Source organism: Mycolicibacterium setense, assembly GCF_000805385.1.
In the GTDB taxonomy this organism is placed as follows: Bacteria; Actinomycetota; Actinomycetes; order Mycobacteriales; family Mycobacteriaceae; genus Mycobacterium; species Mycobacterium setense.
Window position 1 is genome coordinate 191,655 of the sequence record NZ_JTJW01000007.1, and the last position, 16,667, is coordinate 208,321.

Annotated in this window: 18 protein-coding genes and 1 rRNA gene; 3 read left to right on the forward strand and 16 right to left on the reverse strand. The window is 67.5% G+C overall.

Annotated elements, in window-relative coordinates; all coding sequences use genetic code 11:
- Together QQ25_RS18290 and QQ25_RS18295 are read right to left on the reverse strand one after the other, a co-directional pair.
- Positions 1-870, reverse strand: a complete 870-nt coding sequence (locus QQ25_RS18290) for a segregation/condensation protein A (protein WP_039321107.1) — start codon at positions 868-870, stop codon at positions 1-3.
- Positions 867-1,751, reverse strand: coding sequence for a ParA family protein (locus tag QQ25_RS18295; RefSeq protein WP_052235908.1), 885 nt, complete (start codon positions 1,749-1,751; stop codon positions 867-869). Before QQ25_RS18295 ends, QQ25_RS18290 begins: the two co-directional genes overlap by 4 nt.
- Positions 1,752-1,936: 185 nt before the next feature.
- On the opposite strand from QQ25_RS18295, the gene QQ25_RS18300 reads away from it, so the two are divergent.
- Positions 1,937-2,689: an O-methyltransferase gene (locus tag QQ25_RS18300; RefSeq protein WP_039321218.1), complete on the forward strand. Its 753-nt coding sequence runs from the start codon at positions 1,937-1,939 to the stop codon at positions 2,687-2,689.
- On the opposite strand, the gene xerD is transcribed toward QQ25_RS18300, so the two are convergent.
- From xerD to QQ25_RS18330, 6 genes are all read right to left on the reverse strand, one after another.
- Positions 2,686-3,642 (reverse strand): site-specific tyrosine recombinase XerD, encoded by a 957-nt coding sequence (xerD, locus tag QQ25_RS18305; RefSeq protein WP_039380268.1) that lies wholly within the window; start codon positions 3,640-3,642, stop codon positions 2,686-2,688. The two genes, QQ25_RS18300 and xerD, sit on opposite strands and share 4 nt — an antisense overlap.
- Entirely contained in the window at positions 3,639-4,259 is a 621-nt protein-coding gene (locus QQ25_RS18310; protein WP_039380270.1) for an NUDIX domain-containing protein, read from the reverse strand. Before QQ25_RS18310 ends, xerD begins: the two co-directional genes overlap by 4 nt.
- Positions 4,252-6,012 (reverse strand): CTP synthase, encoded by a 1,761-nt coding sequence (locus tag QQ25_RS18315; RefSeq protein WP_039380323.1) that lies wholly within the window; start codon positions 6,010-6,012, stop codon positions 4,252-4,254. The genes QQ25_RS18310 and QQ25_RS18315 overlap by 8 nt, the downstream gene beginning before the upstream one ends.
- A gap of 143 nt (positions 6,013-6,155) precedes the next feature.
- Positions 6,156-7,097, reverse strand: coding sequence for a copper transporter (locus QQ25_RS18320; RefSeq protein WP_039380271.1), 942 nt, complete (start codon positions 7,095-7,097; stop codon positions 6,156-6,158).
- Between the two features lie 15 nt (positions 7,098-7,112).
- Positions 7,113-8,297: a putative cytokinetic ring protein SteA gene (gene steA / locus QQ25_RS18325; protein WP_039321116.1), complete on the reverse strand. Its 1,185-nt coding sequence runs from the start codon at positions 8,295-8,297 to the stop codon at positions 7,113-7,115.
- A 100-nt stretch (positions 8,298-8,397) separates the two neighbouring features.
- Positions 8,398-8,919 (reverse strand): CGNR zinc finger domain-containing protein, encoded by a 522-nt coding sequence (locus QQ25_RS18330; protein WP_039321118.1) that lies wholly within the window; start codon positions 8,917-8,919, stop codon positions 8,398-8,400.
- Between the two features lie 142 nt (positions 8,920-9,061).
- Between QQ25_RS18330 and QQ25_RS18335 the strand changes: the two genes are divergently transcribed.
- On the forward strand, positions 9,062-9,523 hold the full coding sequence (locus QQ25_RS18335) for a VOC family protein (RefSeq protein ID WP_039380273.1): 462 nt from the start codon (positions 9,062-9,064) through the stop codon (positions 9,521-9,523).
- A gap of 13 nt (positions 9,524-9,536) precedes the next feature.
- Positions 9,537-10,439: a pyridoxamine 5'-phosphate oxidase family protein gene (locus QQ25_RS18340; protein WP_039380324.1), complete on the forward strand. Its 903-nt coding sequence runs from the start codon at positions 9,537-9,539 to the stop codon at positions 10,437-10,439.
- Here the strand turns inward: QQ25_RS18340 and QQ25_RS18345 are convergent.
- From QQ25_RS18345 to rrf, 8 genes are all read right to left on the reverse strand, one after another.
- Positions 10,436-10,645, reverse strand: coding sequence for a DUF4287 domain-containing protein (locus QQ25_RS18345; protein WP_039321122.1), 210 nt, complete (start codon positions 10,643-10,645; stop codon positions 10,436-10,438). The genes QQ25_RS18340 and QQ25_RS18345 overlap by 4 nt on opposite strands.
- A gap of 120 nt (positions 10,646-10,765) precedes the next feature.
- Positions 10,766-12,529: a DNA repair protein RecN gene (recN, locus tag QQ25_RS18350; RefSeq protein WP_039380275.1), complete on the reverse strand. Its 1,764-nt coding sequence runs from the start codon at positions 12,527-12,529 to the stop codon at positions 10,766-10,768.
- 6 nt (positions 12,530-12,535) lie between these two features.
- Complete coding sequence (locus QQ25_RS18355) at positions 12,536-13,459, reverse strand: NAD kinase (protein WP_039321126.1); 924 nt, start codon at positions 13,457-13,459, stop codon at positions 12,536-12,538.
- Complete coding sequence (locus tag QQ25_RS18360) at positions 13,456-14,265, reverse strand: TlyA family RNA methyltransferase (protein ID WP_039380276.1); 810 nt, start codon at positions 14,263-14,265, stop codon at positions 13,456-13,458. Before QQ25_RS18360 ends, QQ25_RS18355 begins: the two co-directional genes overlap by 4 nt.
- 6 nt (positions 14,266-14,271) lie before the next feature.
- Positions 14,272-14,478, reverse strand: coding sequence for a hypothetical protein (locus QQ25_RS18365; RefSeq protein ID WP_039321130.1), 207 nt, complete (start codon positions 14,476-14,478; stop codon positions 14,272-14,274).
- Between the two features lie 13 nt (positions 14,479-14,491).
- Positions 14,492-15,508: an HAD-IIA family hydrolase gene (locus QQ25_RS18370; protein WP_039380278.1), complete on the reverse strand. Its 1,017-nt coding sequence runs from the start codon at positions 15,506-15,508 to the stop codon at positions 14,492-14,494.
- 1 nt (position 15,509) lies between these two features.
- On the reverse strand, positions 15,510-16,361 hold the full coding sequence (locus tag QQ25_RS18375; protein ID WP_082017592.1) for a tetratricopeptide repeat protein: 852 nt from the start codon (positions 16,359-16,361) through the stop codon (positions 15,510-15,512).
- A 189-nt stretch (positions 16,362-16,550) separates the two neighbouring features.
- Positions 16,551-16,664, reverse strand: a 5S ribosomal RNA gene (rrf, locus tag QQ25_RS18380).
- Positions 16,665-16,667 lie beyond the last annotated feature (3 nt).

Below are 16,667 nucleotides of genomic sequence, written 5' to 3' on the forward strand. Positions count from 1 at the left end.
CTATTCTTCCGCATCCGCGGTTGCCAGATGTTCGCTGGTCGGCCGATCTCCGGTCCACGAAACCTGGAGCACTCCAAGCGGTTCTGGTTGCTCGAATGCTACCGCCTTGGCGCGGAACAGTTCGAGCAGCGCCAGGAAGCGGCCCACGATCTGGAGTCCGTCGGTGCACTCTGCCACGAGTTCGGAGAAAGTTGCCCATTCGCCGATCCCGCGCTGTTCGAGCAGGGCGATGATCCGGTGGGCCTGTTCGGGCACCGACACCTTTGGCGCGTGGATGTGGTCGATGCCGACCGTCGGCACGGGCCGCGGGGTGAATGCGGCGGCCGCGATCTCGGCGAATTTGCCGGCGTCGACGCCGAGCATCACCTCGGGCAGCAGTTCGGAGTAACGGTCTTCCAGGGACACCGCACGCGGATAGCTGCGCAGCGCCGCGGCCTCGAGTTCGGCGAACATCAGCGCGACATGTTTGAAGGCGCGGTACTGCAGCAGCCGCGCGAACAACAGGTCGCGGACCTCGAGGAGAGCGAGATCCTCCTCGTCGTGAACCTCGCCAGAGGGCAGCAGCCTGGCCGCCTTGAGGTCGAGCAGGGTGGCCGCGATCACCAGGAACGTCGTGGTCTCGTCCAGTTCCAGCCGGGCGCCGATTTCCTTGGTGTAGGCGATGAAATCATCGGTGACCTGGTGCAATGCCACCTCGGTGACATCGAGGCGGTGCGCGAAGATCAACTGCAGCAGCAGGTCGAACGGGCCCTCGAAGTTGGTGAGCCGAACCTGGAAGCGGTTCTGCTGCTCACCGGCAGCCGGCTCGGCCCCGACCGCGGTATCCGCTGCGGCACCATCGGTGGTCGGGGTGTTCAGGACATCGTTCACGCGCCGAACCGGTCGATGACTTCACGCGCCAGCGAGCGGTAGGCCACCGCGCCACCGGACTTCGGCGCCCAAGTGGTGATCGGTTCACCGGCCACGCTCGTCTCCGGGAAACGCACGGTCCGGGTGATCACGGTGTCGAACACCAGATCGCCGAACCGCTCGACCACGCGGGCCATGACCTCCCGCGCGTTGACCGTGCGTGGGTCGTATCGCGTCACCAGGATGCCGCTGATGGACAGCTTCGGGTTGAGCCGGTCATGCACCTTGTCGACGGTGTCGGTCAGCAACGCCAGCCCACGCAGTGAGAAGTACTCACATTCGGTGGGGATGATCACACCGTCGGCGCAGGCGAGACCGTTGACCGTGAGCAGGCCCAGCGACGGCTGGCAGTCGATCAACACGTAGTCGTAGCGATCGAGGATCGGGTAGAGAGCCCGGGCCAGCGACTGCTCGCGGCCCACCTCGTTGACCAGCTGGATCTCGGCGGCCGACAGGTCGATGTTGCTGGGCACCAGGTCCATGCCACTGACCCGGGTCTTGATCACAACGTCGTCGATCGACACCCGCGGTTCGATCAGCAGGTTGTGCACCGTGTGTTCGAGTTCGTAGTGCGGCACTCCGAGGCCCGCCGACAGCGCGCCCTGCGGATCCAGGTCGACCAGCAATACCCGGCGGCCGTATTCGGCCAGGCTGGCGCCCAGGTTGATGGTCGAGGTGGTCTTGCCGACCCCGCCCTTCTGGTTGCACATCGCGATGACCTTGGCCGGGCCGTGTGTGGAACGGGCCTGCGGTTCGGGGATCTCGCGGTCTGGCCGCCCGGTCAGGCCGAGCTCCGGGGAACTGTGTTCGAAGAGGCCGTCGTGTCCGCCGTCGTCTGTCACGTCGGCTCCTCGCGCAAGCGCTCGTCGGTCACGTCGGCTCCTCGCGCAAGCGCTCGTGGGCCATACCCATACCACCCGTGGTCAGGTATCCCGCAGTCTCGGCGCACATATCCCGGCAAGTTTAACGTCGCTACGCTGCCAGAACGGGCAGACCCGCGGGCAATCAGGCGCATATGGTGTGCGTCATGAGTCTCAAGCAGCGGCTACCGCTGTTGCGGTGGTCGTTCATCCGGATGGGAATCGGCGCCAGGCACTTCACCCGCACCGGACAGTGGGGCGACGGCCGGGAGGCCGCGGCCGCCGATTATGTGGTGGCCAATGCCCGCGCCGGCGACCTCGACGACGTCATCGCCACCATCGACACGTTCGCCTACGAGAAGTCGTTTCTGATCAACGTCGGCGACGAGAAGGGCGCGCTGCTCGACACCGCGGTCAGCCGGTCCGACCCGCGGCTGGCCCTGGAGCTGGGCACCTACTGCGGTTACGGGGCGATGCGTATTGCCCGTGCCGCCCCCGCGGCCCGAGTGTTCTCGGTCGAGTTCTCCCCCACCAACGCCGAGATCGCCCGACGCATCTGGGCCCACGCAGGGGTGGCCGACCGCATCACGTGCGTGGTCGGGACCATCGGCGACGGCGGACACACGCTGGACGCCCTCGCGTCCCACGGATTCGACGCGGGCCAGTTGGATTTCGTGTTCCTCGATCACGACAAGAACGCCTATCTGCCCGACCTGCAGAGCCTGCTGGATCGCGGCTGGCTGCATCCGGGCTCGATCGTCGTCGCCGACAACGTGAAGTTGCCGGGGGCGCCGAAGTACCTGGCTTATATGCAGGAGCAGCAGGGTTCGCTCTGGAAGACCAGACATCACAAGACACACGCCGAGTACCAGACCCTGCTGCCGGACCTGGTGCTGGAATCGGAGTACCTGGGCGGCTAACGCGCCCGCGGGTGCGCGCCGGCCCATACCTCGCGCAGCGTGTGCACGGTGACCATGGTGTAGATCTGCGTGGTGGTCACCGAGGCGTGGCCCAGCAGTTCCTGAACGACGCGGACGTCGGCGCCGCCGTCGAGCAGGTGGGTCGCGAACGAGTGCCGCAGTGTGTGCGGTGACACCGCCGAGGTGATGCCGGCGCGCTCGGCCGCATCCTGCAGCACCTGCCAGGCGCTCTGCCGCGACAGCCGCCCACCGCGCGCGTTCAGAAAGATGCCGGGGTTGCCGCGGCCCCGCCTGGCCAGATCCGGACGCCCCCGCACCAGGTAGGCGTCGAGGGCGCTGACGGCGGGACGACCGATGGGCACGAGCCGTTGCTTGCCGCCCTTGCCGCGGAGCAGCACCGAGCGCGCGTGGGTGTCGATGTCGTCGACGTCGAGGCCAACGGCTTCCGAGATTCGCGCCCCGGTCGAGTACAGCAGTTCCAGCAACGCACGATTGCGCAGGGTCAGTGGACCGTCGGCCTCGCTGTCCCCGCCGGCGGCTTCGAGTAAGGCCAGGACCTCGTCGAGGGTGAGACTCTTGGGCAGCCTGCGGCTGGGGGTGGGTGGTTTCACGCCGCGGGCCACATCGAGATCGGTCATGCCCTCGGCCGTGGCGAACCGGTGCAGTCCGCGGACCGCCACCACCGCCCTGGCGGCCGAAACCGCCGACAGCGCAACCACACCCGAGTCGGGGTCGCCGCGGCGCAGTGCGATCAGGAAGTCGCTGACATCGGTCTCGGCCACCTGGGCCAGATCGTCGATTCCGCGTTGGCTCAGGTGCTCGGCGTAGCGGCGAAGGTCGCGCCGGTAGGAGCTCAAGGTGTTGGCCGCCACCCCCCGCTCGATCGTCAGATGATCGAGGTAGCCCTGCAATTGGTCGTCGAGGGCTGACCGGAGGGGCGACGGGGTGGTCATTGCAGTCCTTTGCGCCGCCTGAACGCTGTCGGCTGGTCGATCCATTCCGACTCGACCGGCCGCAGGGCTTCCGCACCGGGCATCGCATGCGCGGCCAGAATGCCCGCCACCGCAATGCCATTCACGATGTCGCCGGAGAACACCCGCCGCACGGCTTCCTTCAGTGGTATCCGCTCGACCACCATGTCGGCTTCCTCGTGCTCGCCCTGCGGGCGTCCGATGTCGGTCAGTCCGGTGGCCAGGAAGACCCGCACGCTTTCGTCGGAGAATCCGGGCGTCGAGTCGAGATCGACCAGTACCTGCCAGTGCGCGGCGGCCAGGCCGACCTCTTCGGCGAGCTCGCGAGCCGCGGTCACCTCCGGCCGTTCCCCGCCGAGATCCAGTAGACCGGCGGGCAGTTCCCAGAGCCGACGGCCCAGCGGGTGGCGGTACTGGTACACAAGTACCACGTTGCCGTCCTCGTCGAGGGCCACCACGGCCACCGCACCGTAGTGCTCCACGACCTCGCGCCGGGCCGAACCACCGCCGGGCATGCTGACCTCGTCCGCGCGCAGGGCGAAAATGTTTCCGACATAGACGGTTTCACTCGCCAGCGTCTCGAACTCGTGTTCAGCCAAGAGAAGGGGCTTCGGCTTCGTCCACCGGGATCTGCCCGTCCTCGCCCTCTTCGGTGAAGTGTTCGGGAAGGTCCATTCCGGGCAACCGCTCCTCGGCCTTGTAATCCAGCGCCGCCCCGATGAACGCCGCGAACAGCGGATGCGGCCGCGTCGGGCGGCTCTTGAGTTCGGGGTGGGCCTGGGTGCCGACCAGGAACGGGTGCAGCTTGGCGTCGTATTCGACGAACTCGACCAGGTGTCCGTCGGGCGAGGTGCCGCTGAACCGCAGCCCGCTCTCGGCGATCCGGTCCCGGTAGGCATTGTTGACCTCGAAGCGGTGCCGGTGCCGTTCGGACACGTCGGTGGCCTGATACGCCTGTGCCACAATCGATCCCGCTTCCAGCACGGCCGGATAGGCGCCCAGTCGCATCGTTCCGCCCAGGTCCGCCTCGCCGGCAACGGCGTCCTTCTGATCGGCCATCGTGGAGATCACGGGATCGGGTGTCAACGGATCGAACTCGGCAGAGTTGGCGTCGGAGATACCGACCGACCGGGCCGCCTCGATCACGATGCACTGCAGCCCCAGACAGAGCCCGAGGACCGGCAGCCGACGCTTGCGGGCAAAGGAGATGGCTCCGAGCTTGCCCTCGATGCCGCGGATACCGAAGCCGCCGGGGATCAGCACCCCGTCGACATCGGACAACGCCGCCACCGCACCGGCGTCGGTCTCGCAGTCATCGGAGGCGACCCACCGGATCTCCACCTTGGCACGGTGTTTGAAACCACCGGCGCGCAGCGCCTCAGCCACCGACAGGTAGGCGTCCGAGAGGTCGATGTACTTGCCCACCAAGGCAATCCGGACGGTTTCCTGAGGCTCGTGGACCCGGCGCAGCAGATCGTCCCACTCCGACCAGTCCACGTCACGGAACGGCAGGTTCAACCGGCGCACCACGTACGCGTCGAGTTCCTCGCGGTGCAGCACCTTGGGGATGTCGTAGATGGACGGTGCGTCCGGGGTGGAGATGACGCCGTCGACATCGACGTCGCACATCAGCGCGATCTTGTTCTTGAGCGGCTCGGGAACATCACGGTCACAGCGCAGGATCAGCGCATCGGGGGTGATACCGATGCTGCGCAGTGCGGCCACCGAGTGCTGGGTCGGCTTGGTCTTGAGTTCGCCGGAGGGGGCCAGGTAGGGCACCAACGACACGTGGAGGAAGAAGCAGTTCTCCCGGCCGACCTCGTGGCGCACCTGGCGGGCCGCCTCGAGAAACGGCAGTGACTCGATATCGCCGACCGTGCCGCCAATTTCGGTGATCACGATGTCGGGGCGCCGCCCGGCTGCGTCGGGCTCGGCCATCGCCAGGATGCGGCTCTTGATCTCGTCGGTGATGTGGGGAATCACCTGCACGGTGTCACCCAGGTACTCGCCGCGGCGTTCCTTCGCGATCACCGACGAGTAGACCTGTCCGGTGGTCACGTTGGCCGACTGCGACAGGTCGCGATCCAGGAAGCGCTCGTAGTGGCCGACGTCGAGGTCGGTCTCCGCGCCGTCCTCCGTGACGAACACCTCGCCGTGCTGGAACGGGTTCATGGTGCCCGGATCGACGTTCAGGTAGGGATCGAGCTTCTGCATCGTCACCTGCAGCCCCCGCGCGGTGAGCAGCTGACCGAGGCTTGAGGCGGTCAGCCCCTTACCCAGTGAAGACACCACACCACCGGTGACGAAGAGGTGTTTGGTGGCGGTGTGCGGGTGCTTGCGTAAGGCGGGCAAAAGCATCCTCCGTGACGACTGGCAGGGAATCAATAAACGAGCTGTGGCCTGCCGACCCACGGAAGTTCACCTTAACACCGACGGCGACAAGCCGTCGCTGACGCGCCGTCGGCACGCGCGCGACCAGAAGGTGGCTCGGGGCGCTACTGCGGGACGGTCACCGACGTCGCGCCCTGCCCGGTTCCGTATTTGCCGGGCTTGCCCCCGCCGACGAGATCGCTCAGCGCCAGGACGGCAGTGATCTGACCGGCGCTGGAATCGGCGTCGTCCACGGTGCTCACCACGCCGGTCAGACCGGCATCTGACCTGGTCACCGCGACCGGCCCGGTTCCGGATGCCGATCCCGAGCGCCCCGCGAGCACGGTCCCCGTGCCGTGTGGCGCCAGCCCGGCGGCGAACCTGGCCATGGTCGCGCCGCGGTTGCCGCCGTCCTCGCCGAGCCCGCCTCCGGTCACGATCAGCGCCGTGTTGGCCGCCCCGATGTGCGGATCGTCATACGTGAGGAAGCCTGTGTCGCGAAGCGCCGTGAGCACGGTCTGGCGCTGCATGTCATCGACCGGTGCCGCGGCCGGGTTCTTGTCGATCAGCAGGGTGATACCCAACAGATCGCCTGCCTGGGATCCCTGGTCCACCGCTGCCGTGCTCAGTTGCCTGCCGGCCGGCACGATCGGCGAGTTGACCACCGAGAGCAGCTTGTCGGCCGAATTCGCTTCGACGAACTCGGTGGTGAGGGCGATCTTCCCGGTCACCGTGCCGCCCGCATCGCGGATGAATCGTGACACCGCGTCCACGTCGCCGTCGACGGCGTCCGGCGTGCGGAACACCACCACCGACTTGTCCCTCAGCGCGTCGCGCAACATCCGCGGCGCCATCTGCGCATCGAATTCGCCTGCGGCATTGAGCCTTTCGTTGAGAGCGTTCTTGCCCTCGGTGAGGGTGTCGATCTGGTGCTGCAATTCCTTCTTGTCATCGCGAAGTCCCGACAACACGGTGTTCGACAGCAAGCCCGAACCGAGGGCCACCCCGATGGCAAGCGCCAGAAACACCGACGCCAACGAAATCGCATGTGCGCGTAGCGTGATCACAGCTCACCGACCCATTCAGCTGACGAGACCCTGCACCCAGAGCGTGAATCGGTTCCAGTAGTCGGCGACCCAGTCCAGGACGGCGCCGTCGGCCCGCGACACCCACAGCGCGACGACCACGGCCACCAACATGGCCAGGACCAGCAGAGCGATCGCCCCGCCGGACACCCGGCTGCGGTACAGCGTCGCCACGGCCTTGGCGTCGACGAGCTTCTCCCCGACCTTCAACCGGGTCAGGAACGTGGACGGGTTGCTGCGCTGGCGCGAACGGTCGAAGAACTCCTCGATCGAGGCGGTGTGACCGGCCGTCACGATCAGCGATGCGCCGTGGTGGTCGCACAGCAGCAGTGCCAGATCCGCGGCCGATCCGGCCGCCGGGAACGTCATGGCGCCGACCCCGAGATCCTGGATGCGTTCCAGGCCGGCGGCGTGCCCGTCGGCATCGGCCGGCAGCACCACCTGGGCGCCGCACCGCAGCACCTCGACACTCATCTTGTCCGGGTCGCCGACGATGAGCGCGGGCCGGTAACCGGCCTTGCGCAGCACGTCCGCGCCGGCACCGACGCCCACCAGCACGGGCTGGTACTCCTTGATGAACGGCTTGAGCGCCTTGAGGTCCTCGGCGGCGTCGGGTTCCTCCGCGACGATCACCACGTGCCTGCGGTGCAGGTCCACGTCGACGTTCGGGATTCCGATGCCGTCGATCAGCAGCGGGCTCTCACTGCGGATGAACTCGATGGTGTTGCCGGCGAAGGCTTCCAGGTGCGCGACGAGACCGCTCTTGGCGTCGTGCATCAACTCGTGGATCTCTTGATCGTTGCGCTCGGTACCCACGGCGATGCGGCGGTCACCGGAGTACACCCCGCCGTTGTTCAGGCGGATCCGTGCCCCGTCCTTGATCTTCTTGAAGACGTCGGGCCCGGCCTCGTCGATCAATACGACACCGTTGGCGACGAGCACCTCGGGGCCCAGGTTCGGGTACCGGCCGGAGATCGACGGCGAGGCGTTGACGACACCGGCGATGTTGGCCTCCACCAGCGCATCGGCGGTGATCCGGTCCAGGTCCTGGGCGTCGAGGACGACGATGTCACCGGGGCCGACGCGCCGCAGCAGCCGGTCGATATCGCGGTCCACTCGAGCAGTGCCGGTCACTCCCGGACGCGTACTGGCATTGCGGGTGAGCAACGTGGACATCTTCATGCGCCGATTCTGTCGGGCATCCCCGGTCAGGCGGCGGAGGCGCGCCGTAACACCAGCCTCACAAGTTGTGTTTAGTCACATCAGTAACAGCACTTCGGTCTCAATCCCGCTTCGCCGCATAGTGCCGCGCAGCCTTGGCACGGTTGCCACAGGTGGCCATCGAATGCCAGCGCCGGGCGCCGTTCTTCGAGGTGTCGTGGAACCACAGGATGCAGTGCGGATGTGCGCATTGCTTGACCCGGTCGGGCGCGTCGCCCAGCAACCGCAGCAGGTTGTCCGCGGCCAGCCAGCCGGCGAGCCATTCCGGCTCCGACACCTCGGCAGCCTCGGCAGGGCCCGACGCCGTGAGCGAGCGCCGGATGCAACCGTGTTCCAGCACCTCGTTCACCCCATCGACCGACCCTGCCTGCAGAGCCTCAAGGATCGCCTCGCGGGCCGCGACCAGTGCGGTCCGTGACTTCTCATCGGCCCCGCAACGATCCGCCAATCCATTGGCCAGCAACCAGCACCGCAGGCCCTCGACATCTGCGAGGAGGTCCTGCGGGCCATCCGCCGACATCCACCGGGTGTTCAGCAGATCCAGCGCAAGTGGTTCGCCGACATGCGGGCGCGGATCACGCATACCTGAGGGTAACCACGCGCCGGGGACATCAAGGGCCACCCGCCCAACTAACCATCGAATTCAAGTTAGATGGTTGACGACTCTTGGCACTCCGCTCTAACCTACTTAAGCAATCACATTGGTTAGCCATCAGGAGGACTGCATGACCGCGACCACCACACCCCGACTCGCCACCGGGCACGTCGGCATCAACGTCACCGACCTGGACCGGTCTGTCGCCTTCTACCGGAACGCGCTGGGTTTCGAACCACTGGCCGTCAACACCGAGGGCGAACACCGGTACGCCTTCCTCGGCACGGGCGGGACGCTGCGGCTGACCCTGTGGCAGCAGAGCAATGGCCGGTTCTCCACCGAAACGCCGGGCCTGCATCACCTTTCATTCGAGGCAGCCGATATCGACGAAGTGCGGACCGTCGAGACCGCACTGAAGGCGCTGGGCGCGGAGTTCACGCACGACGGCGTCGTCGCGCACGGCGAGGGCGCCGCATCCGGCGGCATCTTCTTCACCGATCCTGACGGCACCCGGCTCGAGGTGTACGCACCGAATGGTGGGCAGAGCGCTCCCGCACCACACGGCGCGGCGCCCACCTGCGGATTCTTCTGAGCTGAAGGTGAACATGTATCACTCGGGCGAGTTGGCGGTGCAGCGGCGAATGGGACAGGAGGCTGTCGCCTCCCGCGTCGGCCGCATGATCCGCACCGAAGTTCCCTCGGCCGCCGCCGCATTCCTCGCCGAACAGCCGATGATCGTGATCGCCGCGGCCGACGTCGGCGGCCGGATGTGGACCAGCTTGATCACCGGTCCGCCCGGCTTCGTCCACGCCGACGATCCGCGCACGATCATCCTCGGGGCGCAGCCGGTGCCCGGCGATCCGCTTGCCGATGTGCTGCGCAGCCGGCAGCAGGTCGGAATGATCGCGATCGAGCCACAGACCCGGCGCCGGATGCGGGTCAACGGCTTCGCCGAACCGGCAGGGACCGACCTGCGGATCCACACCGATCAGGTGTATTCGAACTGCCCGAAGTACATCTCGCGCAGGGACATCGCCGAGGTGCGGTCGACGGTGGATTTGCCCGACGTACAGCGTGGCGAGTCACTGACCGACCGACAGCGACTGCTCATCGGCTCTACCGACGCATTCTTCGTCGGTTCGGCGGATGCGAGTGGTAACGCCGACGCGTCCCACCGAGGCGGCAATCCTGGTTTTCTGCAGGTGCTCTCATCTCGGCGGCTGCGCTGGCCCGACTACCGCGGCAATTCGATGTTCATGACGCTGGGCAATATCGACGCCAACCCGCGGTGCGGGCTGTTGGTGGTCGACTGGTCGTCCGGATCGACGATCCAGCTCACCGGGTCCGCCGAAATCAACTGGGATGAAGCCGATTCCAGTGCCGGCGCACAATGCGCGGTCGACTTCTCGATCGACGAGGTGGTGGAGCTGGCCCACGTCAGCCCGTTTCGATGGGGCTCCGCACAGTTGTCGCCGGCCAATCCGGGCCTGACCACTGATCGCGACTAGGTACGGCCCTCGGCGAGGGTATGGGCAACCAGCGCGTTGGCGTGCCCGTGGCCCATGCCGTGCTCGGACTTGAGCCACCCGACCAACTCCATGTGTTTGGCCAATGGCGACGACCGAATCAGTTCCTGCCACTGCGCGATCGGCCGCCCGTACTTCTTCTCGATCGACGGGAAGTAACTCGCCGGCCCCTTCACGGTTTCCGCCATGGATGCCCCTTCGGTTGTGGTTGCAGATCTTCGTGTACCGACCGGGAACCAGGCGCAAACTCATCGCGACGATCTCCGGCCACGCCGGCAATCACACGCGCAGCTCCGTCGGAAACCGTCCTACGGCGCGCTGCGCTCCTGCTGCGCGGCCTCGAGCAGCTCCCTGGCGTGGGCCCGGCCACTGTCGGACTCCCCCAAACCGGCCAGCATCCTGGCCAACTCGGCGACCCGGTCCTCGTCCTCGATACGGCGCACACCACTGGCCTTGGCCCGGCCGTTGCCGCTGTCGACCACGAGATGCGCATCGGCGAATGCGGCGACCTGCGGCAAGTGGGTCACCACGATGACCTGGTGGGTACGCGCCAGCCGGGCCAGACGGCGGCCGATCTGCACCGCCGCTCGGCCACCGACTCCGGCGTCGACCTCGTCGAACACCATCGTGGTGCCCGCCGTCGATGCCGAAAGCACCACCTCGAGGGCGAGCATGACGCGCGACAGCTCACCACCGGAGGCACTCTTGGCCAGCGGCAGCACATCTGCGCCACGGTGTGCGGTGAACCCGAACTCGACCGCGTCCACGCCGTCGTGACCGGCGTGCAGGATCTCACCATCGGGCATGGTCACCGGTGCGGCATCGTCGGCCCGCGCCGTCATGGGGGCGACACCGATGGTGAACACCGCGTTGGCCATGGCCAGCCCGGCCAGTTCAGCGGTGACCGCCTTGGCCAATCCCTTGGCCGCCTTGGATCGGGCCTTGGTGAGTTCGTTTGCCGCCGCGATCAGTTGAGCCTGAAGCTCGGCGACCTTGCCGTCCAGGGCAGCCAACGTCTCCTCCGAGACGTCGAGCTGCGCCAGCTGTTCGGCGGCCTCGCGAGACCACGCCAGCACCCCGTCGATGTCGGCAGCGTACTTGCGGGTCAGGGTGCGCAGCTCGGCCTGCCGCGCCAGCTTGGTCTCCAAAGTGCTGGCGTCGCTGGGCAATTCGGACAAGTAGTCACCGAGCTCGCCGGACACGTCACCGATCACGGCCATCGCCTCGGCCAGGCGGGCAGCCAGTGCCTGCAACACGGAATCATCGGTGGACTCCAGCGCAGCCTGTGCACGGCCCACCCCGTCGGCCGCCGAGCTGGATTCCGGCGTCGCCTCCTCGAGCTCGCCGGCCAAGGCGAAGCGGGCGGTCTGCGCGGCTTCACGCAGCGCATCGAGTTCGGACAGCCGGCGGATGTCGGCGACGATCGCCTCGTCCTCACCGGGTTGCGGTGCGACCGCGTCGATCTCGTGGATTCCGAAGCTGAGCCGGTCGGCCTCCTGGGCCAGTTCCCGGGCCCGCCGGCGACGGTCGGCCAGATCACGACGTGCCGTCAGCCACTCCTCACGGATGCGCCGGTAGCGGATCAGCGGCTTGTCCACCTCGGCGAACCGGTCGAGCGCCGCGCGCTGCTCATCGGGTCGCATCAACCGCAACTGGTCGTTCTGGCCGTGCAACGTCAGAACCTGGGCGGTGAAGTTGCTCAGGGATTTCGCCGGCACGCTGCGGCCGCCGAGATACGCCCGCGACGGCCCGGCCCGGCTGACCGAGCGAGCCGCGATCACACTGCCATCGTCATCGCGCTCGGCACCGGAGGCATCCAGGATCTCCTCGACCTGCGCGGACACGTCCTCACCGAGTTCGATTGTGCTGAAACGACCTTCCACCACGGCGCGGTCGGAGCCCGAACGCACCCTGGTCGCGTCGGCCCGCGCGCCGCCGAGCAGGTGCAGGCTGGTCACCACCATCGTCTTACCGGTGCCGGTCTCACCGGTCAGCACCGTCAACCCGCGGTCGAACTCCGCGGTGGCGGCACTGATCGCGCCCAATGACTCGATCCGGATCTCTGACAGCACAGCTATCTACTGTCCCCGCCATCCGGTGACCGGCAACCGGAACTTCCGGACCAAGCGATCGGTGAACGGCGCGGAGTCCAACCGCACCCACTTCAGTGGCGTGCCGCAGCGGGTCACCTCGAGCCGGCCTCCGGCCGGCACCACCATCTCGCGCCGCCCGTCGCAGAAGACCAGGGCGTCGTTGCCACTCGCTTCGATCTCGATCGCGATACTGGCCAACGGGCTGGTCACCATCGGCCGGGCGAACAGCGCATGAGCATTGTTGGGCACCACCAGGATTGCCTCCAGGTCCGGCCACAGCACCGGGCCACCCGCCGAGAACGCATAAGCGGTGGAACCCGTCGGCGTCGCTACCAGCACCCCGTCGCATCCGAAGGACGACACCGGGCGGCCGTCGACCTCCAGCACCACGCCCAGCACCCCGAGCCGGGGCCCCTTCTCCAGGCTCGCCTCGTTGAGCGCCCAGCCGCGGTTCACCACGTCCGTGCCCACCCGCACCGCGATGTCGAGGGTCATGCGTTCCTCGATGCGGTAGTCGCGTTCGATGACGCGCTCGAGGACATGGTCGATGGCCTCGGCTTCGGCTTCCGCCAGGAATCCGATGCGGCCCAGATTGACCCCCAGCACCGGGATCTCGACATTGCGCGCGAGCTCGGCGGCCCGCAGGAACGTACCGTCCCCGCCGAGCACCAACACCAGTTCGCAGCCTTCGGCCGCGCGCTCGTCCGCGTCCACCACCTCGATGTCGACGCCGAGGGCACGCATGTCGTCGGGCGCCAGATGCAACGGGCCGCGGTCCACAGCTTCGGCCGAGAGAACCTTCAGACCAATGCCGTTGTCGCCAAGCACCTTTTCCACCCGGCGGGCGACCTCCGTCGCCTCGTCCCGGCCCGTGTGTACCACCAGAAGAATCGTGCGTTCAGCCGTCATTGCGGCCCCTCCTCGACCGCTCGCCGCACTGCCCGCTCGAGCGACTCGCCGTCCAGGGGGCGGTCGCTGAGAGCACGCAGGTGCAGGAAGTACTCGACATTGCCGGATGGTCCCGGAAGCGGGCTGGCCGTCACATCGACAGCATGCCACTGCAATGCGGCTGCCTTGCGGGCGACCGTGCACACCGCGTCGATACGCAACTCCGGATCGGACACCACGCCGCCCGCACCTACGCGGTCCTTGCCGACCTCGAACTGCGGTTTCACCATTGGAACAATATCGGCGTCGGCGGCCGCGCAGGCTGTCAGCGCGGGCAGGACGGTAGCCAGCGAGATGAACGACAGGTCGGCCACGATCAGCTGTACGGGCCCGCCGATCGCCTCGGGGGTCAACTCACGCACATTGGTGCGTTCCAGTACGTGTACCCGCTCGTCCGACCGCAAGGGCCAGGCCAGTTGCCCGTATCCGACGTCCGCGGCCACCACCTCGGCGGCCCCGCGATCGAGCAGGACCTCGGTGAAGCCCCCGGTCGAGGCCCCGGCGTCCAGACAGCGCCGGCCTTCGACAGTCACGTCGAACGTCTCGAGCGCACCGATCAGCTTGTGTGCACCCCGCGATACCCAGCTGCGTTCCTCGGAGGCGATCACGGTGATGTTGGTATCCGGTGCGACGGCCGTGGCCGGTTTTGCCGCAGGCATACCGTCGATCCGCACCCGGCCGGCCTCGATCAGCTCGGCTGCCTGCTGGCGAGACCTGGCCAGACCACGTCGCACCAGCTCGGCATCAACGCGGGCGCGCCGCGCCACCGGCGCTCACCTTCCGGTCGCCTGCGGTCCGCTCGGCTGCCCCCTGTCGACGGATTCAAGGGCCTGCACGAGCAGATCGTGGGCCTGCTCGAGCCGCGCAGCCACCACGTCGATGTCCATGCCTTCGAGTGCGGACGGGTCCACCGCCGGATCCGGCACGCCTGCCAGCACTTCGGCGACCTCGGCACGCAACTGGTCTGGATCGATAGTCATAGCGACACTCACGCTAGTCGATCGGTGCCGACAGCAACGACCAACGTTGCAACGCCTGTCGCGCTGTGTCGTCTCCGGCCGACACCGTGAACGGGGCGTGGTTCGCGTCGGCCGTCCATACCGCGTGCGCAGTCGCCCGCACCACCGCCAGGTCGTCTCCGGGGTCCCGTCCGGTGGTGTGCACCGTGACAGTGTTGGTGTCGACGTCGACCTGCCAGGCGGGATGGGGCCCGACGCGGAGCGACTCGGCGTCGGCGTGCAGGCCCCGCAGGTCCGCCGCGAGGTAGCCGGGACGTTCGGTGGGAACCGCGTGCACCGCCTCGCTCGCGGTGCTGACGCCGGTGAGCACCATGAGGCTGGGCAGCCCGGACGCGACAGCGCCGGCGATGTCCGTGTCGAGCCGATCGCCGACCACCAGCGGGGTCGTGAACGTTCCGCGGCTCAGCGCCTCGTTCATCAGTGTCGGTTGGGGCTTGCCCGCGACCAGTGGCTCCTGACCTGTCGCCACGCGCAGTGCGGCCACCATCGAGCCGTTGCCCGGCAGCAGTCCGCGTTCAGAGGGAAGAGTCAGGTCCACGTTCGCCGCCACCCACAACGCTCCGGCGCGAATGGCCAGCGCGGCCTCGGCCAGATCGGGCCACGCGGTATTCGGCGAATGCCCCTGCACCACGGCGACGGGCCCGTCGTCGAACATCCGGACCGGCTTCAGTCCGACGTTGCTCACCTCACCGGCGAGCGCATCTGTTCCCACGACCAGGACCGCTGAACCCGGGGCCAACCGGCCGGCCAGCAGGTGTGCGGCGCTCTGGGCACTGGTCACCACATCGTCGGCCGCGGCGATGAACCCGAGCTCACGGAGATGCTCGGCCACCTGCTCTGGCGCACGCGAGGCATTGTTGGTGACGTAGAGCAGCCGGGCATCCAGACCGGCCAGGCTCTCGATCGCACCCGTGGTGGGTTCGTGACCGCGAAACACCGTGCCATCGAGATCGAGCAGCAGGCAATCATGTTGCCGCGCAAGAGTGCTCACGTCAGGAAAGCTCCGCGATCCGGTCTTCCGCGTCGGTGATGCCCTCGATATCGGCCTGCTCGGCGTGGACGAACCACTGCAGGGCCTCGTCACCGCGTCCGAGTGCCAGCAAGGTGTCGGCGTACGCATAGAACAGCCGAGCCGCGGTCGTCCCCACGCTGGCCGGATCGAGCTGCGGCGTGGACAGGATGGCCAGCGCCTGTTCGAACTGCCCGAGATCCGAGCGCGCACCGGCCGTGACGATGCGCAGCTCGTCTGCGTCCTCACCGGTGAGTGCGGCGGCCTCGTCGCTGCGGGCGAGTTCCAATGCCCGTTCGGGCCGGCCCACCCCGCGTTCGCAGTCGGCGATCATCGCCAGCAACGCCGACTTGCTGCCCATCCGCCGGGCAGCGCGCAGCTCCGCAAGAGCCTGAGCCCAGTCTCCACTGTGGTAGGCCGCGATCCCGACGGCCTCACGCACCACAGCGATCCGGCCGGCCCGGCTGCGGGCGGCGCGGGCGTGGGCAAGGGCAGCGTCGGGATCCTCATCCAGCAGCCTGCCGGCCATGACGAGATGGCGGGCGACGAAATCGGCGGTGGCCTTGTCCAACGTCACCAGTTCCCGGCGCACATCGGGGGCCAGTTCGCGGGCTTCGACGTCGGAAGGCAGCCGTGGGCCGTCATTTCTCGGATCGGCGTCCTCGCTGGGCTGGACCGGGCGGGCGCGGCCGGGGCCCGACTGGCGCGGCGCCCCCGCGCGCTGATCCCGGCCTCGTTGATCACGAGGACGATGATGACCCGAATTGTTCGATGTGCGGTCGTTCGATGCACGCCGCGGACGACGCTCTGCGCCGCCTTGTCTGTCCTCGACCACGTGTGCCTTTCTACCCGCCCTTCCCGCAAAGGATACTGGCACCGGCCATGACCGACATAATCATGCCGGAGCCGGCGCATCGAATATCGACAAAAACATTGCCGAATGCGCCTGGATTTGCACGGCGAGAATTGAAAATAAAAGCGAATCGCCCCCCACGTAGAACGTGGGGGGCGATTCTTAATTTGTGTTCGGCGGTGTCCTACTTTTCCACCCGACTGGGTAGTATCATCGGCGCTGGCAGGCTTAGCTTCCGGGTTCGGGATGGGACCGGGCGTTTCCCTGCCGCTATGGACCGCCGTAACT